This window comes from Parabacteroides caeci, assembly GCF_023656795.1.
Classification (GTDB): Bacteria; Bacteroidota; Bacteroidia; order Bacteroidales; family Tannerellaceae; genus Parabacteroides; species Parabacteroides segnis.
This window is the reverse complement of record NZ_JAMOKT010000012.1, coordinates 1-22,890: the sequence shown is the minus strand read 5'-3', so window position 1 is coordinate 22,890 and position 22,890 is coordinate 1. Positions and strand designations below refer to the sequence as shown.

15 protein-coding genes are annotated in these 22,890 nt (G+C 44.7%); 4 read left to right on the top strand and 11 right to left on the bottom strand.

Features of this window, described 5'->3' with window-relative positions; translation table 11 throughout:
- Window positions 1-197 precede the first annotated feature (197 nt).
- The 11 genes from NBH15_RS08195 to NBH15_RS08145 all read right to left on the bottom strand — a co-directional run bounded on the left by NBH15_RS08195 (window position 198) and on the right by NBH15_RS08145 (window position 16,357).
- Complete coding sequence (locus tag NBH15_RS08195; RefSeq protein WP_244050209.1) at window positions 198-1,082, bottom strand: AraC family transcriptional regulator; 885 nt, start codon at window positions 1,080-1,082, stop codon at window positions 198-200.
- Between the two features lie 278 nt (window positions 1,083-1,360).
- Window positions 1,361-2,059 carry a 16S rRNA (uracil(1498)-N(3))-methyltransferase gene (locus tag NBH15_RS08190; RefSeq protein WP_244050208.1) on the bottom strand — a complete coding sequence of 233 codons (699 nt, stop codon included), beginning with the start codon at window positions 2,057-2,059 and terminating at the stop codon, window positions 1,361-1,363.
- Window positions 2,060-2,088: 29 nt separating this feature from the next.
- On the bottom strand, window positions 2,089-3,405 hold the full coding sequence (locus NBH15_RS08185; RefSeq protein WP_244050207.1) for a NupC/NupG family nucleoside CNT transporter: 1,317 nt from the start codon (window positions 3,403-3,405) through the stop codon (window positions 2,089-2,091).
- Complete coding sequence (locus tag NBH15_RS08180; RefSeq protein ID WP_186958764.1) at window positions 3,402-4,040, bottom strand: bifunctional nuclease family protein; 639 nt, start codon at window positions 4,038-4,040, stop codon at window positions 3,402-3,404. Before NBH15_RS08180 ends, NBH15_RS08185 begins: the two co-directional genes overlap by 4 nt.
- Before the next feature lie 272 nt (window positions 4,041-4,312).
- A complete protein-coding gene (locus tag NBH15_RS08175; protein ID WP_128134949.1) occupies window positions 4,313-5,107 on the bottom strand; it encodes a M48 family metallopeptidase in 795 nt (264 codons plus the stop codon).
- 21 nt (window positions 5,108-5,128) lie between these two features.
- Window positions 5,129-6,058, bottom strand: a complete 930-nt coding sequence (locus NBH15_RS08170; RefSeq protein WP_250822431.1) for a DUF5106 domain-containing protein — start codon at window positions 6,056-6,058, stop codon at window positions 5,129-5,131.
- A gap of 307 nt (window positions 6,059-6,365) precedes the next feature.
- On the bottom strand, window positions 6,366-7,532 hold the full coding sequence (locus NBH15_RS08165; RefSeq protein WP_250822430.1) for a SusF/SusE family carbohydrate-binding protein: 1,167 nt from the start codon (window positions 7,530-7,532) through the stop codon (window positions 6,366-6,368).
- A 22-nt stretch (window positions 7,533-7,554) separates the two neighbouring features.
- A complete protein-coding gene (locus NBH15_RS08160; RefSeq protein WP_250822429.1) occupies window positions 7,555-9,186 on the bottom strand; it encodes a RagB/SusD family nutrient uptake outer membrane protein in 1,632 nt (543 codons plus the stop codon).
- Window positions 9,187-9,198: 12 nt separating this feature from the next.
- Entirely contained in the window at window positions 9,199-12,216 is a 3,018-nt protein-coding gene (locus tag NBH15_RS08155) for a SusC/RagA family TonB-linked outer membrane protein (protein ID WP_250822428.1), read from the bottom strand.
- Between the two features lie 57 nt (window positions 12,217-12,273).
- Window positions 12,274-14,484, bottom strand: a complete 2,211-nt coding sequence (locus tag NBH15_RS08150) for a glycoside hydrolase family 97 protein (protein ID WP_250822427.1) — start codon at window positions 14,482-14,484, stop codon at window positions 12,274-12,276.
- Between the two features lie 16 nt (window positions 14,485-14,500).
- On the bottom strand, window positions 14,501-16,357 hold the full coding sequence (locus tag NBH15_RS08145; protein ID WP_250822426.1) for a glycoside hydrolase family 13 protein: 1,857 nt from the start codon (window positions 16,355-16,357) through the stop codon (window positions 14,501-14,503).
- Between the two features lie 206 nt (window positions 16,358-16,563).
- Between NBH15_RS08145 and susR the strand changes: the two genes are divergently transcribed.
- The 4 genes from susR to NBH15_RS08125 all read left to right on the top strand — a co-directional run bounded on the left by susR (window position 16,564) and on the right by NBH15_RS08125 (window position 22,658).
- Window positions 16,564-18,156 (top strand): SusR family glycan utilization regulator, encoded by a 1,593-nt coding sequence (susR, locus tag NBH15_RS08140; RefSeq protein WP_244050203.1) that lies wholly within the window; start codon window positions 16,564-16,566, stop codon window positions 18,154-18,156.
- A gap of 86 nt (window positions 18,157-18,242) precedes the next feature.
- Window positions 18,243-20,408, top strand: coding sequence for a DNA primase (dnaG, locus tag NBH15_RS08135; RefSeq protein WP_128134954.1), 2,166 nt, complete (start codon window positions 18,243-18,245; stop codon window positions 20,406-20,408).
- 16 nt (window positions 20,409-20,424) lie between these two features.
- The gene (locus NBH15_RS08130) at window positions 20,425-21,351 is read left to right on the top strand and encodes an ABC transporter ATP-binding protein (RefSeq protein ID WP_128134955.1); all 927 of its coding nucleotides are present in this window, start codon (window positions 20,425-20,427) and stop codon (window positions 21,349-21,351) included.
- Window positions 21,348-22,658, top strand: coding sequence for an ABC transporter permease (locus NBH15_RS08125; protein ID WP_128134956.1), 1,311 nt, complete (start codon window positions 21,348-21,350; stop codon window positions 22,656-22,658). Before NBH15_RS08130 ends, NBH15_RS08125 begins: the two co-directional genes overlap by 4 nt.
- The last annotated feature ends 232 nt before the right edge of the window (window positions 22,659-22,890 follow it).

The window sequence follows — 22,890 nt, the reverse complement described above, 5'->3', positions numbered from 1 at the left end:
TTACTTAAACGGGATAATTTGCATTTACACTATAAAACTCTTTATTCAAATGCTTGTGTATCCATAGGCTTTCTATTATTAGAATTATAACTGTTAACTATATCTCGGATTTCTATATGGCAAAGATATAGCCAGTTAATCCTACTTCTTTTCTTTATTTTTGCGCATAATGCTGGTATTTTACCATAATTTTGAAATCAGATAACTTTCCGGTTTTTTACTCCGAACTTTTTCTGATATTCTGATGGCGACATCTGTGTGGAGCGTTTAAACTGCTCAATAAAGTTTGACAAATTATTAAAACCAGCCTCCATACTTAACGTCGAAATCTTCATACGTCCTTCTATCAACAGCTTTTTAGCATGCCCGATACGTATATCATTCAAGTACTGTACAAATGTCTTTTTGGTACGTCCCCTGAAATAACGGCAGAAAGCATTAGGCGTCAAACCAACCAGTGAAGCGACTTCTTCCAGTTTTATCGATTTTGTAAAATTCTTCATCATATACTGGTATACTTTATCGAATCTTTCAAAATCCGAAGAATTGACAGATTCCGTGAATCCGACACTTGCCAGCAACTCATATTCGTCTGTCGTCGCCATCATTTCCAGTAACGAAATAAAGTTGGTAATACGGGCAGCCCCGGTATCATTCACCGAACGTTGGATGAAAGAACCGATCGTATCTCTAGATTTTCCCATAAACTTAATGCCGCGCCTGGAACGTTCTATCAACTGACGAATATTGTTCATTTCCGGTAAGCGGATCAGATTTTCTTCAAAAATATCTTTTAGAAAGAACAAACACAGGCAAGACGCCTTCAGTCCGGCACCTTGTTTAAAGAATTCATCATCATTCCGCCATTCATGGGGCAACTTCGGTCCTACCATACAAACATCACCTTCCTGGTATCTGTCAATATGGTCCCCGACAAAACGTGTTCCGGTACCTTCCAATATATACATAATTTCTATTTCGGGATGATAATGCCACGGAACAATAAAATGTGGCAAATCTTCTTTATAGAAGTTTATATAGCTATTGCTCGTAAATGGTAATTCCTGATAAAGTGGTATCATAATGTTTTATTTAATAAAGAAGATGGTTAGCTAATACATACTTATGCCTCTTGCACAAATATACAATCGAACTTATATCAATATTTATTTGATATTCGCAGGAAATTATGGTATTTTACCATTAACATAAAATAGGATGTTAATATAACATAACCTTCAATATCTCTCCTCCTTTTCCATTGAAGTATTAAAGTATAGTTCAAAGAAAAATAAAAAAAGGATACGAACCAAAGGTATTTCTTCGGTTAACATATCCTTTTTTCTATGATATTTAATCTTTACTGATTCAGTACATGAATCGTATGGCAAGCCACCAACGCAGCTGTTTCTGTACGAAGACGGCTTTCTCCTAATGAGATAGGTTCAAAACCCTGCTGTAAAGCCAGTTCTATCTCTTCCGGGCTGAAGTCTCCTTCAGGGCCGATCAGCACTAAAGCGTTTTCACCCGGACGATACGTTTGTTTTAATAATGTTTTATCTCCATCCTCACAATGAGCGATAAACTTACGACCGTCAAAAGGTTGGCTGACAAATGATTTGAAATCAGTCATTCCTTCCAGCTGGGGTAGTGTCGCCTTTTGCGACTGCTTCATGGCACTGATCAGGATCTTTTCCAGACGGGCTGGTTTTATCTCCCGGCGTTCTGAGAAACGACAATTCAGGCAGGTAATGGCATCAATACCGATCTCGGTCGCTTTCTCTGCAAACCATTCCATCCGATCCATATTTTTTGTCGGAGCAACTGCGATATGAAGGCGGAAGTTCCATAAAGCCGGTTGCTGCCAACTCTCCAGAATGGACACTTCGCAATGTTTATGATGGGCACGACTGATAGCCGCCTTATAAAAAGTTCCTTTACCATCTGTCACTAAAATTTCATCGCCTTCGGTCAGACGAAGTACACGAATACAGTGACCTGCCTCCTCTTCCGGCAGTTCCGGATTCACTGCAATATCCGGCGTATAAAATATCTGCACGTCTCTTTAATTTTCAATTTATTTTTCAATTACCCGAGTATCATCCCTATAATCGTAGCCGACAGCACAGAAACCAAAGCACCGGCAATCATGGCCGGAAAACCGAAACGGGTTATCATTTCCTTCTTCTCCGGAGCCAGTACTCCCATTCCGCCTAACAGAATCCCGATAGACGAGATATTGGCAAAACCACATAATATATAGGTAGACATTAAAATCGACTTTTGATACATGAACATCCCGGCATCTTTCCACTCCTGCAACTGGAAATAAGCCACAAATTCATTCAGGATCGTCTTCTGTCCCAGCAAAGAACCGACAAGCATAATATCCGGTGACGGAATACCGATCAGCCACATAAAAGGAGCCAGAATAACTCCGAGAATAAACTGGAATGTCAATCCCTGTGCTTTACCGTCAGTCACCGAAACAATCCATTCATTCAAACCGGTATAACGGCCCAGCAGTCCTTCCAGAAGATAATTCGCCAAAGCTACCAGCGCAATGAATACCAAAAGCATTGCAGCTATATTGACCATCAGGCGGATACCGGTAGATGTTCCGGCAGCCAACGCATCCAAAGCCGTCGGATGAGAACTTCCTTTTTCCAAAGTGGCAGCCTGATCAACAGCAACTTCCGTCTGCGGACAAAGCATCTTTGCCAAAACGATCGAGCCGGGTGCAGCCATCAACGACGCCGAAATCAGATGCTTGGCAAACAACACCCTGGCTACAGGGTCACCCCCCGATAACATACCAATATAAGTTGCCATAACCGTTCCTGCGATAGTCCCCATTCCGGACACCATAACCAGGAAGATTTCCGACTTATTCATCGCCGGCAAGTAATTCTTAATAAGCACGGGAGATTCAGTCATTCCCATAAATATATTTCCGGAGGTAACTAATCCTTCCGCACCCGATATATTCATAAACTTTCGTAGCAACCAGGAAAAAGCTCCCACAACACGCTGGATAATTCCCCAATAGTAAAAGAGGGAAACCAATGCTGAAAAGAAAATGACAACCGGTAATGAATGGATCAGGAATATAAACCCATTACTTTTGGTTGCATACGGACCTAATAAAAAACCAACTCCCGCCTGGGTAAAGTCCATCAGTTTAATAAACGCCTTCCCCATCCATTCCAAAGCGGTTCCCACGAACGGTATATAAAGAACTGCCAAGGCAAATATGAGCTGCATGATCAATCCGCCTCCTATCAACTTCCAGTTGATACGTTTCCGGTCATAACTCAAGGCATATGCAACAGCCAGAACTGTCACGATCCCCAGTATTCCACGTAAAAGGGACTCCAGACTAATCCCGCTCTGTTGGTCTATCATTTGGCACTACCCTCCTCTTCTTCACGACGGCGGATCTCGTCTTTGTACATCTTTGCATATTCATAGTTCTCATCAGCAACGGCTTCTTCCATCCGTTCGCTCAGTTCTTCTTCATCCAGAAGAGAAAGCCATTTCTTCAATTCCGCCTCATCTTCTATATCTTCCGGTTCTTTATCCAGCAAAGCATAATCGTTGTCATCCATTTCATCCGGCATCGAGGATTCTTCCAGCACGACTCCGCATTCTGAAACGATATGTTCTGTTGTATAGATGTCGCATTTCACCCGAAGAGCGATTGCAATGGCATCCGATGTCCGTGAATCGAGGCGTACCTGGGTTATGCCATCATCAAACAACAGCTCGGAATAGAAAACCCCGTCTTCGAACTTATAAATGAAAACCTCCCGTAGCTGAATGCCGAAAGCCTGGGCAAAAGTCATAAATAAATCATGAGTAAGAGGCCTGGGAGGCGTAATATGTTCTAATGCAATAGCAATGGATTGTGCTTCCGATGTCCCTACTATAATAGGTATACGACGGGCTCCGTTTTCTTCCGCCAGTATCAGGGCATACGCTCCCGACTGAATCTGGCTATTAGTCAGCCCTTGAACCCGTAATTTTATTTTTGTATCCACACCACATAAATTTTATAGTACTGATACAAAAGTAATATTATTTCGGAATTAAAAGAGGGAAAGTGGACAAATGATGATCGGTAAAGTCTATAAAAAAGAAAAGGTTGTCATCCCGACAACCAATCTTCATTGCTAACCTTAAATCTAATACCATGAAAAACACAGTGCAAATATAAGCACTTTATGTTATTCAGCATAGTTTTATAGCACAAATCATACTTGTTTTAGCAATATTTTAGTAGAATACCTTATTTGGCAAGGTATATTAACAATCAATTCTTATCTTTCATATATTCATCCGCTTTCTCCTTCATCCGTTCAACACGTTTAGCTGTTTCGGGATGGCTTGAAAACATCTGGCGAAATTTGGATGATTTCGGTGCTTCTTCACTCAAACTCATCAGTTTATTCAATGAATTATGCATGCTGTACGGATCAAGACCATTGGCTACACTAAACTCAAAGCCGTAATCGTCTGCTTCATTTTCCTGTTTTTGAGAATATTGTGCACCGGCCAATGCTGTTGCCAGATCACCTAACTGGGAATCCGATAATTTAGCTACGACATCACTGGTTGCTCCTGCGGCATTTTTTGCAGCCGAAGTCAGATAAGCGTTCTTCATGGCATCTTTCGAATCGGAATGGAGCACATGACCGATTTCATGTCCGATAACAGCCATTACTTCATTGTCGTCCATCACTTTCATCAATCCGCCGCAAACACGGACACTACCGTCACCACAGGCAAAAGCATTTACGTCGATAACATTGTATACCTTAAAATTCAGATCCAGTCCGTCAACTTTGATATCCTTTGTCAGACGTTCCAGACGCTGCCCCATTTCCGTATCGGGACCAGCCACTTCATTATGGGTATCCATCCATTCGATATATTCACGGCTCATAGCCACTATATCGGCATCACTAAGTGTGACAGCTTTGGCAACATCGGTAGCGGCACTAACCACTTTCTTGGTGTTAATTGTTTTCCCTCCGATTTTAAACTGCGCAGAAGCAGTCAAGCTGACACCAGCCAGAAAAATCACTGATAATAACGTTGTTCTCATACTCAAATTTTATTTACATACTTAGTTCGTTTGCATTTGTATAAATTCCATCAACTGGTTAAATGTGACATCTTTTAGTATAACTTTTTTCGTTTTATCCAACAGGTAAAGGGTTGGAATTGCTTTCAGATCGTATATCTCATCATTTTTAAGGCTTACCGTATTATCATAGGAGTTTATCCAGGTTGCCGGCACATCAGGGATATGTTTCCGCCAGGCTTCCAGGTCCTCATCGGGATAGACAGCCAGAATCTTTAGTTTTTTATCAGACATCATCCGGCCGATCAACGGATCACCCGACAATTGTTCCGTAATTTCTTTACAGGCATGGCAATCCGGATTGTAGAAGAATAACAAAAGATAATCAGCCTTTACATTATATAATGTACCGGTTTTCCCATCGGCCAAGGTATAAGTAAAGTCGGTTGCCGGCTCACCTACCCTGTTCTTTAATGCCAGTTCCAATAAATGGGCCGGACGGATTTTGTTTACTTCATCGAGGACCGGTGCGGCCAGAACGGATTCGAGTACAGGGATATACAAAGATTCATCGCGCATCGGAGAGTTAGGATCATAAAGATACTTTTCATACAGACCGGACATATGAGCAAAAAAACTGCTATCAGCCGTAGCCTTGTGCATCATACCTTTGATGGAAGAGGTCGCAACTTCCGGAGTAACATATTTCATCAGGTCGATATAGTTGGTAAGTGCCTGTTCCGTGATATCCGGCAGATGGATATACGCCGTATCGGTAAAATCAAATTTATCCCAATAATGCTGGACCAGATATTTGGCACGTTCGCCCGGATCGGTAATCATACTAGGGACGGCAACCATTTCAAAGGTTCTCGGCGTTGTATCCTCTTTCTCTGTTTTTGCAGTCTGCTGACCGTGACATGAATTAAAAATCAACGCAAATGCCAGCAAGCAAAGTATTCTGACTATCATATTTTTATGTTTTATAGTGCAAATATAACAGTTACGACAGTTTCAGATATCACTTTAGCCCAATTATTTCAAATAATAATTAATGTAACATGCCGTGGGAGATACTATTTTACCGGCATCTCTCTCTGATTAGATGCCTTACTAATATATTGCCGACAGCTGTAAGTAATATTATCGATAGTTATAAACAATATTGTCGATAGCAATCAATAATAATACAGAAAGCTATCGACAATAGATTTGTAGCTAATGTAATTCGGTTCAGTACCTATACCAAGCGAAGTTACATCAGGAACTATGAAATGTTTTATTTAATACTCCCCGTACCATCCAGAAAGTTGAGGTAAGCCTTCTGGCCTGCCGAAACATTCACTGCATCCTGATCACCTCCGTTCTTACGATATTCGATCTTATTGCTCAGGATGGCAAACTCGGTACGCCACCAGTCGGTTGACGGCAATTTAATGCACATACGTAAGGTGCCGGAGGCTACAAAAGCGGGTGAAACAAATTCGCCTTCACCGGAAGGGACGGTGAATTTACGGGTCTCGTCGAAGGTATCCCAACCGCCGGAAGGATCGCCGGTCAGGTAGATATCGGGAGCCAGAAATTCGAGAGTGTAGTTCAAATCCTTACCTGACACTTCGGTGGTAACGACCAGGATATACCAGCCGGCATTCTTCACACCGATATTCTCTCCGCCACTACCATCATCCACACCGGAGACTCCGGCTAAAGAGGCTGATGAGGCGGGGACAAGACCTTCGGAATAAGCGACCTGATTGCCGTCCCACAAAGGCTGCGCATTGAACTTCATTACGTTATTACCGCCAAAATACTGCATGGACCAGAATTTACCCGGAGTATCCGTTACCGGGATCATTTCTACCCATTTACCCCAACTGCTTCCGGAGGCAAAATCACCTACCAGGTACATCTGTCCCGGCAAAGTGACAGGAGGTTCCACATTATAACCCAACACTTTCGGAAGTTCGATAACATTGGACATGATTTGTCCTGCTCCATTATTCGTAAGGGAAGCGTTCAGACGAATATAAACCGGCATGGGTGTCTCCGGCAATTCGGCATTATCGTTCGAAGCCTTCCACAAATCCAGCAAAGCCATGGCAAAGTCAACGGCGTCTATATTCAGTTCAGGCAGTGGGTAAGCCGGGGATAAGGTGGCATAATTTGCTTTTGTACCGGCTGCCTCATCGGCCTCCTTAAAAGTTTCTTCCAGGGAGAGTTGTACTTTATAGGTGGTAGAAGCCACGTATCCGTAATTAGGTTGCGTACAGGTCAGTTCAATGGAAGAAAGATTCTTCAGATCATATACTTCATTTGCCTGTGCCGGTGTATTCAGGTTGAACTCGGTTGGTTCCTGAAAAACCGGATTATCGTCTCTGTCTTCTCCGCAACCGGTCCAGAATAATGAACCGGCTAAAAGGAGCATATATATATTCAGTTTCTTCATTTGTTTACAGATTTGGAAGTTATTATTTTAATGATTCATATCCCGGGTTTTGCACCAGGTTCGGATTGGCAGTCAGGTCGCGGTCGCTGATCGGATAGATATTGAAGCGACTGTCAATGTTTGCAACGCCTTCCAATGTACCCCCTTTATATGCCCAGGCATAATCCTTGGTAAATTTTCCGAAACGTACGAGGTCGGAACGACGCTGTCCTTCCCAATATAATTCGCGGGCACGTTCATCGAGAATAAAATCAAGAGACAGGTCAGAGGCTGTAATATTGGCACTCTTATCACCGTTAGCACGTTCACGCAGTTGGTTTACATACTCAACGGCCTGTTCCTTATTGGTTCCGGCAGCATTGCGTACGGCACATTCCGCATAAATCAGATAGATGTCTGCCAGACGGAACAACGGGAAGTCGGTGTTCGGATCGGGTGTCGGAGTTACCGCTGCGCCGTCCCAGCCCAGGTTCGTAAATTTATGGCACAGATAACCGGTGTTCCAGTCCTGCATTTTCGATTCCGGAGTACGTGTTCCGGCACCATCATAGAAAGCATAACGTTTATCTTTCTTAACCAGGCTACCGTGGCTGTCGGTTCCCGCATCCGGACTTTCGTTGAAGAATCCGATCATCTGCTGTGTCGGCTTCAGGCAAGTCCACGAAGAAGACATTCCAAACCAGGTCTGGTCCATATCACCACCATAGGCAGCGGCTGTCAGCATAATTGTACTGCCATAGCTTTTTGCATTGACATTATCGAAAGGGATCGCGTAGATGATTTCATTCTTATGCATACCCGTCAGATGGTTTTCACCACAGAAGAGGTTGGCATAATTATCTTCCAGGCCGAACCCGGCGTCAATCACTTTCTGGGCATATACAGCAGCCTTGTCATACATCGGTTTGCCTGTATAAACTTCTGCATTCAGATACATTTTGGCAAGAAGCGTGTTAATGACCGGTCTGGTTACACGACCGTACGTTGCCATAGAAGGCGTTTCGTCCAGATTACCGTTTTCGGAAAGATCGATCAATTCGGCTACAATCTTGTCAAACAATGCCTCCGCCCCTATCTGTGACGGTTTCCACGACTTATCGTCTGTCGGGCTGTCATCCCAAACAACACCCGGATTGCGATAAAGGTCGATCAGGTAATAATAATTCATTGCCCGGAGTCCGCGCACCTGGTCACGATATTTCTGAATATCAGGAATGTCGCTATCTGCCGCATAAACGTCCAGGAATTCCTTGCAGTAACGAACATTCAGTATGGCACGCTGGTAGAATGAATAAGCATAAGGCAATGTATAATCCCAGTTCAGCTGGCATAACTCCACAATACCTTCGTCCGCCCAGTTCCAGATCGCTTCATCGGAAGGGAACAACTGCAAGGAGAGCAATCCGCGGAGAAAAACCAGCGAACCCTGGTCGCCACCCTGCAAGTCAGGTTCGACATTTGTATCGGAAGAGTTTCCCGACAAGCCGAAACCGGAATAGATTTTAGCCAGGAAGGACTGGCAGTCGGCTTCATTATGGATAGAACTGCTGGATTTATCCAGTATCGGCTCCTGATCGAGGTCACCCAGACAGGAAGTGGCCCATACACAACATAAAGAGGCAAGGCCCAATGATATATATTTTTTCAGTTTCATGATAGATGCATTTTAGAAATTGATGTTAACTCCGAATAATACTGTTATCGGACGCGGATATACGTTGTTATCCATACCGTCATTCACTTCAGGATCGAGACCGTCATACTTGGTTATGATGATCGGGTTCTGCACGGTTGCATAGAAACGGGCATTCCAGCTACTTTTGATAAACTTGTCGACATTATATCCCAATGTTATATTGTCGATCTTCAGGAACGAAGCATTCTGGATATAGTAATCCGACAAACGCTGGCGTGACTGGAATCCGGTTTTCAAAGCTGATGTAGGTTTATTGCTCAACGCATTGTTCCCAAACAATTCGTTGACGCCCAATGCAGCATTGGCGGCCGTCGAGTTGAAATTGTAATTGCCCAGGCTGACACGTCCGTTGAAGCCTAAATCCCACTGCTTATACGTGAATTTGGAGTTGAAGCCCATCAACACGTCTGCGGTCGGTTTCTTATAACGATAAAGGTCATTGTCGGTAATTACACCGTCACCGTTACGGTCCACATACTCACCTTCGATCGGGTTTCCGTCGGCATCATACACTTGCTGGAAAACATAGAATGTACCCGGAGCATAACCAACGCTATGGATCTTCAGACGCAAACCACCGTCACCACCTGTCGATTCGAAACGTTTACCCGGTGAATCGGAATTATCGTTATAAGTCAGTTCCGTAATCTTAGTCTTGTTGTAAGCGATATTGAAACCCAGGTCCCAACTAAAGTCACGGCTTACTATCGGACGGGTATTGATAGAAAACTCAACCCCTTTGTTTTCGAGCGAACCGATATTCGAAACAACATATTCGGCAAAGTCGGTTCCGGCCGGCACATTCACTTCCGCATTGATAAGGTCTTTTGTCTTACGGATATAACCATCCAAAGAACCGGTAATACGGCCGTTCAGGAATCCGTAATCGATACCGACATTATAGGTAGTCGTTGTTTCCCATTTCAGATTCGGGTTGGCGGCTGTCGGTGCCAATACATTTATCCAGGTCACATTTCCGGCAGCATCATAAACAGGATACATGGCTCCCCCTTTTCCTTCCCGGTAAAATGAAAGATACGGATAATCGCCCTGGTTAATATCCTGCTGCCCGGTAACACCCCAGCCTAAACGCAACTTCAATTCATCCAGGCTACTAAAATCTTTCATAAAGCCTTCTTCATTCATCTTCCACCCCAAAGCCAGCGAAGGGAAGAGTCCCCAGCGTTTATCTTTGGCAAAACGGGAAGAGGCATCATCACGTAAAGTGAATGTCAACAGATATTTATCCATCAGCGAGTAATTCATACGTCCATAGAAAGAGGCCAGTACATATTTGGTATCTGTTTCCTTATATTCGTTGCTTACGGTCGTATTCTGTCCGAACGTTTCCGGCTTGCGCGACAAATAATAGGTCACATTATCCGTCTGCGTCTGGTAACTCTGATAAGAATAACCTGCCATGACGTCGAAGCGGCTGGCTACCGACGGTAGTTCTTTGGAATACTGTGCATAGAAATCAAACAGTTTGTTTTTATGTGTACTATTATAGATACGGTTACTTCCGGTTGCGTCATCGTCCGGCTGATAAGAACCGGGAGCATTCGGGTCTACATATTTCTTTCCTTCCACAGATGTATAATCGATACCCATATTCATATTAAAGCGTAAATCCGGCAAGAAGTGCAGTTTGTAATCGAACTGCGCATTTCCGATAAACGACTTGGCTGTCGAACGGTCATCGACCATTTCCAGCATAGAAACAGGGTTGACTCCGGCTGAGGTCGCTCTGGTGCCGTCCGGTGTGTAGTCGCCGGTCCAGGTAAAATAACCTCCGTATTTACTGCCGTTTGTAACCGGCTTGGTCGGGTCGAAGCTAACCGCGCTTCCCAAAGCACCCGTATCGGCAAAACGGTTTTTGATATAAACGCCTTTACCATTCAGGTTTACATTCAGGTGGTCCTGAAAGAAGGAAGGAGTCAATGAAACGCTTCCGGTATATCGCTGGAAATTAGATGTTTTCAGAATACCGTTCTGATCGGTATAACCGAAAGAGACACGGTAAGGCATAAATTCTTTGACAGAGCCGTAAGCACTGATATTATGGTCGGTCGAAATTGCCGTACGCAACACTTCATCCTGCCAGTCTGTACTGACATTCGGGAAGAGATTCAACGCATTCAACATACCCTCCGTCGTGTTCGGAGCATTTGTGATATAATCACGGTATTCATCCCCGCTCATTACATCTACTTTATTACGTTTCGTGCTGACAGACACATTACCGCTGTAATTGATCTTCACACTGCCGCTCTTTCCTTTTTTCGTCGTAATGATGATAACACCATTCGAGGCACGAAAACCGTAGATTGCAGTAGCCGATGCATCTTTCAGGACTGTAAAAGACTCGATATCAGAAGGGTTTATCGTACTCAGCGGATTGCTTAACCCGTCTGGGGCACTGTTACCCATAATCACACCGTCGATAACCACCAACGGATCGTTTTTAGCAGACAAGGAAGAACCGCCACGGATACGGATCGAAGAAGAGGAACCCGGCTGTCCGGTTGAAGAGGCAACGGATACACCGGCCACTTTACCCATCAACATATCCTGGGGACTGACCTGCAAGCCGCGGTTCTTTTCATCCGGCTTGATGGCGATAACAGAACCGGTAGCATCATTCTTCTTAACCGTACCATATCCAATAACGACAACATTCTCCAACATCTGGGAATCTTCTACCAGAATGATATTCATATCAGAGGTAGCAGGCAATTCCTGCATCTTATATCCGATAAATGAAACAGAGATAATATCGCCTTTAGAGGCAGACAACAGAAACTTACCGTCTATATCGGTAACGGTCCCGTTCGTTGTCCCCTTTATAATAACATTCGCCCCGATAACCGGTTCTCCTGTAGGATCTTTCACAACTCCAGTTACTGTCATTTGCTGGGCAAAAACAGAAACGGACATACACAAGCCTGCGATCAGCATCAACAGTGCTTTAAACCTTAAACGTTTCATGTGCTTAAATTTAAGTTCTTTACAAGTTTACTTAATAACCTTAACAATCCTTTCACCTTATAGATTTTTTAACCCTTTTATTTCTTTCGGGTCGCTCACTTCCTGAATGCTGATAGCAAAACCTCCTCCGCTGGCAGCCTTCAAATTCAATTTGCTTTTGCTTGTCAACACACCTTTCTTTATAGTATATGCCTGCGGATTATTTTTCCAGTCGGCATCTTTTGCATCGGCGTATATTACTGCCACATATTTCTTTCCCGGATCAAGGAAGTCGAAAAACAGGCGGGATTCATGTCCGTTCTCATCGGCCGTACAGCCAACGAACCAGTTACCTGTTCCTTTTGCTTTGCGGGCAATCGTGATATAATCGCCCGGTTCTGCTTCCAGGTAAAGCGATTTGTCCCAATCGAGAGCGACATCTTTAATAAACTGGAAGGCATCGGCATATTGTTCGTAATGTTCGGGAACATCGGCTGCCATCTGGAGCGGACTGTACATCGTTACATAAAGTGCCAGCTGACGTGCCAATGTAGAACGAACCTGTGAAGTGTTCGACGGATTCATCGCGCTGCAATGTGTTTCGAAGATACCCGGCGTATAATCCATCGGACCACCGATCAGACGAGTGAAAGGAAGAATCGTTGTATGATCCACGTTATTACCTCCAAATGATTCATATTCTGTTCCGCGAGCCGATTCGTTACCAATCAGGTTCGGATACGTGCGACACAGGCCGGTTGGGCGTGTTGCTTCGTGAGCGTTTACCATGATCTTATAGTCGGCCGCTTTCTTTACAGCATACAGATAATGGTTACACATCCACTGTCCGTAATGATGTTCGCCGCGGGGAATGATATCGCCTACATAACCGCTCTTCACACTGGTATAGCCGTTGTCTACCATGAACTGGTAGGCTTGATCCATATGACGTTCGTAATTACGGACGGAAGCAGATGTTTCATGATGCATCATCATTTTTATTCCTTTGCTTGCTGCATAACGATGGATTTCCTGTACATCGAAATCAGGATAGGGAGTAACAAAGTCGAATACATAATCTTTACTCTTGCCGAACCAATCTTCCCAACCTTCGTTCCAACCTTCCACCAGGACGGCATCGAAACCATTGGCTGCCGCAAAGTCGATATAACGCTTTACGTTCGTTGTATTAGCGGAGTGGCGTCCGTTGGGTTTTGTTTTTGAATAATCGGTTTCCCCTAATTTGACACTGCTCAATTCGTCGGTGTAAGCCCATGTTCCTTTGTTGGTGATCATATCCCACCATACACCGACATATTTCGTCGGCTTGATCCAGGATACATCATCCAACTTACAGGGTTCGTTCAAGTTTAATGTGATGCGTGAAGCCAGGATATTACGGGCGTCATCGCTTACGATAACCGTTCTCCACGGTGACTGGCAAGGTGTCTGCATATATCCTTTATCGCCTTTTGCATCCGGTGTCAACCAGGACTCGAACGTCATCGTTTTGTCATCCAGATTCAGATGCATACAGGAATAATCAACTAAAGCGGCTTCATGCAGATTGATATATAATCCGTTATCCGATTTCATCATTAACGGAGTCTGTACACCGGTCTGCGAGAAAGGTGTTTGTGATGAGTTGGGAGTAACAGCCTCTTTCATCAAACCGCGGATCTCGCTCAGGCGAGAGGTCATGGTGCTGTATTCCTGCGTATCGTAATCGCCCGGTAACCAGAATGTCTTATGGTCGCCTGCCATAGCGAACTGAGACTTTTCTTCCTTGATCACGAAGTAGTTCAACTCTTTCTGTTGCGGGAATTCATAACGGAAACCCAGTCCGTCATTGAACAGGCGGAAACGAACCACGATAGAACGGTCGTTGGATGGCTGTTCCAGCGTAACAGCCAGTTCGTTGTAGTTGTTCCGAATTTCTTTTTCTTCACCCCAGACCGGTTGCCAGGTTTCATTGAAGCTGGAAGTACGGGTATCCTTTATCCGGAAACCGTCATACAGATTCGTTTTCTTATCCAGTGCATCCACGTCCTTGCGTTGTTTGAACTCAAAGTCGACGGCGGTATCCGCATCTTCTTTCTTTAATTCTAGTCCCAGGTGGCTGGGTTTGATCACTTCTTTTTGTTTATAACTCAGGTCATAAACCGGTGCGCCCTTTTCATCCAACCGGAAGTTCATTTCCAGGTTTCCGTCAGGCGACAACAATTGCTGTGCATAGCTGATCGTGCTGCATCCGAGCAGGGCGACCAATATTAATACTTTACTTCTCATGGTGTTATTATATGATTTAATTAACTTTTCCAAATTCAAGGATCAACACGTCTTTACCTTTCAACGATAAAGAGGTCTGCAAATCGATCTGCCGATCGTTCAACAGGTCGTAAGCCCGACGGGCGGGAAGCACTTCCTGATAAGAAGCCAGGTCGACCGTGCGGTCGGCATCAGAACCGTTCAGGAAAACAACAACGGAATGATTTCCGTACTTACGTTCGTAAACGTATACTTCGTTCTGCGTAATAAAATGTTTGAACGAGCCTTTGGCTATCGCATCATTGCCTTTTCGCCAGTTGAGTAGCTTACTTATATATGTATAGGCTTCGTTCTGCTGAGGGGTGCGACCGGCCGGAGTAAATGCGTTTTGCTTGTCACCTGTCCATCCGCCAGGGAAGTCACGGCGCAGAACACCATCGCCTTCGGCTTTATCGGCAGCCATCAGTATTTCGGTGCCATAATAAATCTGCGGGATACCACGAACGGTCAGCAGGAAAGCCAAAGCCTGTTTGTAACGGTTCAGGTCGCCTGTAGGCGGTACTTTATAGAAACGGGAGGTATCGTGGTTGTCAAGGAATACCAACAGATTCATCGGGTCGGCATACACGATATCCTGTGTCAGGTAATCATAGATACGTGCCAGTCCCCTATCCCAGCTGTTCGTCTCTTCATCGAATGCCGACGACATGATATTCATCAAAGGAAAATCCATGACCGAAGGCAGGTAAGAGTTCCGGGGATAAGCCACTTTGCTGTCCTTCTGCCAGAAAGAGACACCTACATTATTTCCGATCCACGTCTCTCCTACGATATTGAAATCGGGATATTCAGCATTGACAGCCCTGCACCAGCGTGCCATCATATCGAAATCGGCATACGGATGCGTATCTTGTCGGATACCGTTGATCCCGGCATATTCAATCCACCAGATACTGTTCTGGATCAAGTAAGAAGCAACATGCCGGTTGCGTTGGTTCAGGTCGGGCATCGACTGTGTGAACCAGCCGTCTATATTTTTAACTTTGTCGTAATCAGAACGGTAGGTGTCGGCCTGCGGCATCGTCTGGTAACCGGTCTGCACGAAATGATCCTGGAAGTTAAACCAGTTATCGGACGGTTTATCGGTAAAGAAGAAATGTTCGCTTCCGCAGTGGTTAAAGATCATATCCATTACGATCTTCAAACCTTTATCATGGGCGGCACTAACCAGTTGGCGAAACTCTTCATTATCACCGAAGCGAGGATCGACTTCATAATAATCAGTAATGGCATACCCGTGATAGGAACCTTCGGCCATATCGTTCTTCAGGATAGGATTCAGCCAGATGGCGGTAACACCCAGATCGGAGAAATAATCCAAATGATCGGCTATCCCTTTCAGGTCACCTCCGTGACGGGCATACATATCCGTACGATCCACTTTCGACTCGCGCATTCCGGGAACAACATCATTCTTCGGATCACCATTGGCGAAACGGTCGGGCATGATCAGGTATAAAACGTCTGAAGCATGGAAACCTTCCCGGGCAGACGAGTCCTTCTCGCGCCCTTTTATCTGATAAGGGATGATTGTTTGTTCCCCGTTCTTTGTCAGTTGAAAGTCGAATTGCTGCGGAGCAGTTTCCGACAGATCCAGATAAAGCAGTAAGTAATTCGGATTTTGTAGCTTCACGATCTCTTTCACGCGAATATCGGAAGCTGTTATCGATATACTATCGGTTGCGATATCCGTACCATATAATAGGATTTGCAGTTCGGGATTCTTCATACCCGACCACCAGAAAGCAGGTTCCACTTTCTGTATTTTTACGCCTGACAAAACAGGCAGGCAAAAGCCAAGACATAATACAAAGGTTACAATTATCTTTTTCATGGAATGATTTGTTGGTGAACGATGCAAATGTAGCGGGATGGATTACCGGGAAAACGCATTAGAAAAAAAATCAAAACTCATAAAACATCTTTTCACCTGTAATACAAGACTATAGCATATTTCAACCAGGCAAAAAATCAAAACGTATTAGAAGGTATTTCAAATGTATTTCACTATCTTTGCGCTAGATGAATCAAATCAACAACATGAAAAACACGATATATTCTCTTTTTCTACTCCTTTTGTCGATATTGCCGGCACATGCATCCGGCGATGAGCCGACGATCAAATCCCTGCTCAAAGAGTTGGATCGTACCATCGCTATGAAAGCCAACTTTCACAAACAGCGGGAACACGAGATAGACAGTATCCGGAAACTGGCACATACCACTTCTTCGCCAGAGGAAAAATATCACCTGTACAGTTCCCTGTACGGAATCTACCTACATTACCAGGCCGACTCAGCTTTGCATTATCTGGAAAAAAGGAAAGCACTCCTTCCGTCCCTCCAAAATCCACAGTACGAGAACGATTTATGGATCGCAAGAGCCGAAGTACTGGGAATCATGGGACTTTACAATGAAGTAGCCGCTCAACTGGAGCAAGTACGCCGGGATCAGCTGGACAACCAGACCCTGCTTTACTATTATTATACCTGTCGTACTTACTATGGTTGGATAGCAGACTACACCCGTACCGACGAACGGCACAAGTATATCGAGAAAACGAATGCCTACCGCGACTCCATCTTATCCCTCACTACCAACCAGCTCGACCACAGTGTGGTACTGGCCGATAAAATGATCGTAGACGGACAAGCGGATAAAGCAATCGAACTGATAAATAAAGAGTTGGAAGGTTTGGACAACCGGGAGTCACTGGTCTATCTGTTATACAACCTGTCGCAGGCCTATGCCCAGAAAGGCGACACCGAAAAACAAATCTATTACCTGGCCCAAACCGCCATAGCCGACCTGAAAGAAGCTAAACGTGAATATATATCCTTGCAAAAACTGGCCTTGCTGATGTTTGAAAAGGGAGATATCGAACGGGCCTACAAATATCTGAGTTGCTCGATGGAAGATGCCGTTGCCTGTAATGCCCGTCTCCGTTCTGTAGAAGTAACAGAGTTTTTCCCGATCGTGGATAAAGTGTATAAACTGAAAATCGAGAAAGAGAAACAGATATCGCGCACGTTACTGATTAGTGTGAGCTTTTTATCTTTCTTATTATTGGTAACGATCATCTACCTGTACCGGCAGATGAAGAAACTGTCCCTCATGCGAAAAGCAGTCAGTGCCTCCAATGAGCAGTTACAGGAAATCAATAAAGAGTTGAGCCAGGCCAGTAAAATAAAGGAAGAGTACATTGCCCTTTACCTGAACCAATGTGTCATTTATCTGGATAAACTGGATACTTACCGCCGTTCTTTAGCAAAGCTGGCTATGGCCTCCAAACTGGACGACTTATTCAAAACAATCAAGTCCGAGCAATTCATACGGGATGAACGGAAGAATTTCTACAATGAGTTCGATAAATCGTTCCTGAAGCTATTCCCCCATTTCATCAAATCGTTTAACGCCCTGATGACGGAAGAAGGAAAACTAAGCCCTAAATCCGGTGAAATATTATCCACCGAGTTACGCATCTTCGCCCTGATCCGCCTGGGAATCAGCGACAGCAGCAATATCGCCCATTTCCTGGGTTATTCGCTGGCTACCGTTTATTCGTACCGCAGCAAAGTGAGAAGCAAAGCGCTCGACAAAGAGAAGTTTGAAGAAGAAGTTGCCTCCCTTTAATCTTTCATACAGATTGTAAACAGGCATGATATCATTTCAAATAAATTCGTTACATTTGTCACCCATTATATTAAGGAAGGAAATAAATGATCGATCAACCTACCATAGACCGGATACTTGACGCTGCAAACATTGTGGATGTTGTTTCAGAATTCGTTACCCTGCGCAAGCGAGGGATCAACTATGTAGGATTATGTCCTTTTCATACTGATAAAACGCCCTCGTTCTACGTCTCTCCGGCTAAAAATATATGTAAGTGTTTTGCCTGTGGCGAAGGTGGTACGGCCGTTCACTTCATTATGAAGCATGAACAACTGAACTATTTCGATGCCTTGCGTTATCTAGCCAAGAAATATAACATCGAGATACAGGAACGGGAGCTGACCGACAAGGAGAAGCAAAGGAAAAGCGACCGCGAAAGTATGCTGATCGTCAATAGCTGGGCGCAGCAATACTTCACCACCCAACTATACGAACATGTAGAAGGAAAAACGATCGGACTGCGCTACTTTGCCGAACGTGGGTTCCGCGAAGACACCATCCGCAAATTCCAGTTGGGCTACAGCCTCGACAAGCGCGATGCTTTATACAAGGAAGCTACCAAAAACGGTTATAAGAAAGAGTTTCTGGAAAAGACCGGTTTGGTTATTGCCTACGATAACGGAGGGGTCAATGACCGTTTTCGTGGCCGTGTGATATTTCCGGTACATACGTTAAGCGGAAAAGTCGTAGCCTTTGGCGGCCGTGTGCTCAAGAAAGACGAGAAAACAGCCAAATATGTCAACTCTCCGGAAAGTGAGATTTACCATAAGAGTAATGAGCTTTACGGTATCTATTTCGCCAAACAGGCGATTGTCAAGGAAGACCGTTGTTTCCTGGTGGAAGGTTATACCGATGTAATCTCCATGCACCAGGCAGGAATAGAGAATGTGGTCGCCTCCTCCGGTACGGCTCTTACACAGGGACAGATACGACTTATACATCGTTTCACCAGTAATATAACCGTATTGTATGACGGTGATGCGGCCGGTATCAAAGCGGCCCTGCGCGGTATCGACCTGTTGCTGGAAGACGGGATGAATGTGAAAGTGGTTCTCTTGCCGGACGGCGAAGACCCCGACTCGTTTGCCCGTAAACATAATGCCAGCCAGTTTTCCGAATTTATCAAACAGAGCGAAACGGACTTTATCCGTTTCAAAACCCGTTTATTATTGGATGATGCGGGAACCGACCCGATCAAGCGCTCGTCGCTGATTACGGATATTATCCGTACGGTAGCCATCATCCCCGATAATATTGCCCGTTCCATCTATATCCGCGAATGCAGCGCCATGATGGAGATAGACGAACAGGTCTTGCTGAACGAAGTCAATAAAATCCGGTTAAGCAAGGAAGAAAGGCAGAACGCACAGCCACAGGCCGCTCCTCCGATATCAAACACCGCGAGCCTGATACCGGAATATCCGGATCTCCCCGGTTACCAGCCCCTGGTAGAGACCAGTTTCCTGCCAACGGATAATCCTATGCCGTTGCCGGACGACAACATGCCCCCTCCTCCACCTCCGATGGAAGAATATCCGATGGAAGAAACCGGGCCTATGGATGTTCCGCCTCCCGATTATCCGCCAGCTGAACCGCCACAGACGGTTCAACCGGTACAGCCAGTACAAACATTTCAGCCGAAACGTTCACCTTACGAAGTGTACGAACTGACGTTGCTAAAATATATCGTGCGGTATGGTGAACAAATCCTTTTTGATTATGTGGATGAGGAGACAAACGAACATATCGTGATGCGTGTGGCCGAATATATCCGTTACGACCTGGAACGTGACGACCTGACTTTCTATACCCCGATCATTAAAAGCATGCTCGACGAAGCCGCAGACAAATGCAAGACCGAGGGGTTTATTGCCAGCCGTTATTTCCTGGCCCATCCGGACCCGAACGTAAGCCGACTGGCCGCCAACCTGATCAGCGAAAAGTATCAACTGAGCAAGTATCACAGCAAATACCGCGAGTTGGAACAGGAACAGGATAAACTGGACCAGTTAGTCACCCGCGAAATATATGCGATGAAAGATGCTTATATCCTCCGGCAGATAAAGGAGACACAACTGGGCATCAAAGAGGCGCATGCCCAAGGAAATGAAGATAAGGTGTTTGAGCTGATGAAACAACTCACACGCCTGAATGAAATAAAAAACGTATTGAGTAAGGAATTGGGAGAACGTATCGTATTAAAAATGTAACAACAACTTATTGCCTATGAACTTTTTGGAAACGGAAGATGTGGTTAAACAATATGCCAGTCATCTAGCCTTGAACAAAGTCAGCATACAGGTTCCCGAAGGGAAAATATTCGGGTTACTCGGACCGAACGGTGCCGGAAAAACCACGCTGATTCGTATCATCAACCGCATCACCGCCCCCGACAGCGGCACCGTCCGTTTCAACGGACGCGAATCGAGACCGGAGGATATTTACCAGATCGGTTATCTCCCGGAAGAACGGGGATTGTATAAAAAGATGAAAGTAGGCGAACAGGCCATCTACCTCGCCCAACTGAAAGGGTTGTCTTATCCCGAAGCCCGGACCCGTCTGACCCGTTGGTTTGAAAAGTTCGACATCATGCCCTGGTGGAATAAGAAACTGGAAGAGTTATCGAAAGGAATGCAACAGAAAGTGCAGTTCATCATTACCGTCATCCACGAACCGTCACTGCTTATCTTCGACGAACCGTTCAGCGGTTTCGATCCGGTGAATGCGGAAAGACTGAAACAGGAAATCCTGGAACTGAAAGAGAAAGGACATACGATCATTTTCTCTACCCATAATATGGCTTCGGTGGAAGAAATATGCGATAACATAGCCCTGATTAATAAATCGCAAGTGGTATTATCGGGAAATGTGGCGGAAGTCAGAAACCGTTTCCGGAACAATACATTTACATTACGTATCTCATCCGATAGTGTCCTTTCAAACACTCCGGCGGATACCTTCACGCTGCTTTCCGAAAAAGAACAAAGCGGAATACGCGAACTGCAAATCCATAAAGCCGACGGGATCAGTAATTCCACTTTACTGTCTACTCTGTCCGAGCAGGTCGAAATCCTGTCGTTTGCCGAGGAACTTCCCTCCATGAATGATATATTTATTAACACCGTATCGGGCACAAACACCACACAGGCATGAATAAAATAGGACTTATTATCAAAAGAGAATATCTGCGCCGGGTAAGTAAAAAGTCGTTTATCCTGCTTACGCTTCTGACTCCGTTTTTATTTGCCGCACTGGTATTCGTACCGTTATGGCTATCGACTATCAAAGGGGATGAAGTACGTAATGTTGCCATCATCGATACGACCGGGAAATATGCCTCGTTGTTCGAGAATAACGAAAGTTTTCATTTCATCCACAGCGATAAAACGTTAGACGAATATCGTCAGGGGGGAGATAAGGAGGTATTCGCCTTCCTGAGTATCACAGACGACTTGCTGAACAATCCTAAAGCAGCAACCCTATATTCGGAGAAACAGGTACCGGCCGAACTGAGCCGTTTAGTCAACCAGACACTCAGCAAGCAGTTGGAAAGCGAAAAACTCGCCTCTTTCAATATCCCTAACCTGAAAGAGATCATCCGGGAAAGTAAAATCAATTTCAACGTACAGACCATAAAATGGAGTGAAGACGGAAAAGAAAGTGCTTCATCGGCAACCGTCGCTTCCGTCATCGGGATGGTGTTCACGTTCATTATCTATATGTTTATTATGATGTATGGTGCAATGGTGATGCAGGGGGTTATGGAAGAAAAGACCAACCGTATCATTGAGGTGATGATCTCATCCGTTCGTCCGTTCGACCTGATGATGGGGAAGATCATCGGGATAGGCTTCGTCGGACTGACACAAGTGTTCCTATGGGGTATTATCACGACCATACTGGTCAGCGTAGGAGGTTTTATGTTCTCCGGTGGAGTCGATGTGGCATCCCTACAAGCCGGACCTCAAATGGGGATGATGGATGCGAATGCGCTGGCATCTTCTTCAGGCAATGAGATTATGGGGATTATCAATTCGATCAATATCGCAGAGATCGGTATTTCCTTTATTATCTATTTCATTGGCGGCTATATGTTGTATGCATCCATATTCGCGGCTATCGGTTCGGCCGTAGACAGCCAGGAAGATACACAGCAGTTTATGGCGCCTGTTACGATCTTTATGATCTTTGCGCTGTACGCCGGCATTTACAGTATGGAAAATCCGGATGGCCCGTTGGCTTTCTGGTGTTCGATGATCCCATTCACGTCACCGATCGTTATGATGGTACGTATTCCGTTTGAAATACCTTTGTGGGAGAAGCTGTTATCTGTTTCCTTATTATATGCTTCTGCTATCGGTATTGTCTGGTTATCCGCCAAGATATACCGTGTAGGTATCCTGATGTACGGCAAGAAACCGAGTATCAAGGAAATGGTGAAATGGATTAAATATAAATAAGATATTAATTATAGAAAGATTTGAGCTATCTGCTAATTATAGGATGAGCCAGTTGGCGACGGTGTCTTCAAGCTGTAGGCCTGTAACAAATTAGCCCAGGGTTCTAACCCAATGTCATCAATTTAAGGTTCATAGTGCTCTTTTGTAATTAGTTAGAGTATAGTTTTTACAATTGGGCCTTCCTTTCCTTGCTCGTGGAAACTTTCTTCCCGGTCTGATGGGCACCAAATGC

Bases quoted from the DNA above. Each gene is read 5' to 3' on its own strand.
- NBH15_RS08130 (WP_128134955.1), top strand. From the start codon at position 20,425: ATGAACTTTTTGGAAACGGAAGATGTGGTTAAACAATATGCCAGTCAT.
- NBH15_RS08160 (WP_250822429.1), bottom strand. From the start codon at position 9,186: ATGAAACTGAAAAAATATATATCATTGGGCCTTGCCTCTTTATGTTGT.
- NBH15_RS08170 (WP_250822431.1), bottom strand. From the start codon at position 6,058: ATGATAGTCAGAATACTTTGCTTGCTGGCATTTGCGTTGATTTTTAAT.
- NBH15_RS08165 (WP_250822430.1), bottom strand. From the start codon at position 7,532: ATGAAGAAACTGAATATATATATGCTCCTTTTAGCCGGTTCATTATTC.
- NBH15_RS08175 (WP_128134949.1), bottom strand. From the start codon at position 5,107: ATGAGAACAACGTTATTATCAGTGATTTTTCTGGCTGGTGTCAGCTTG.
- NBH15_RS08195 (WP_244050209.1), bottom strand. From the start codon at position 1,082: ATGATACCACTTTATCAGGAATTACCATTTACGAGCAATAGCTATATA.
- NBH15_RS08185 (WP_244050207.1), bottom strand. From the start codon at position 3,405: ATGATAGACCAACAGAGCGGGATTAGTCTGGAGTCCCTTTTACGTGGA.
- susR (WP_244050203.1), top strand. From the start codon at position 16,564: ATGAAAAACACGATATATTCTCTTTTTCTACTCCTTTTGTCGATATTG.
- NBH15_RS08150 (WP_250822427.1), bottom strand. From the start codon at position 14,484: ATGAGAAGTAAAGTATTAATATTGGTCGCCCTGCTCGGATGCAGCACG.
- NBH15_RS08125 (WP_128134956.1), top strand. From the start codon at position 21,348: ATGAATAAAATAGGACTTATTATCAAAAGAGAATATCTGCGCCGGGTA.
- dnaG (WP_128134954.1), top strand. From the start codon at position 18,243: ATGATCGATCAACCTACCATAGACCGGATACTTGACGCTGCAAACATT.
- NBH15_RS08155 (WP_250822428.1), bottom strand. From the start codon at position 12,216: ATGAAACGTTTAAGGTTTAAAGCACTGTTGATGCTGATCGCAGGCTTG.
- NBH15_RS08145 (WP_250822426.1), bottom strand. From the start codon at position 16,357: ATGAAAAAGATAATTGTAACCTTTGTATTATGTCTTGGCTTTTGCCTG.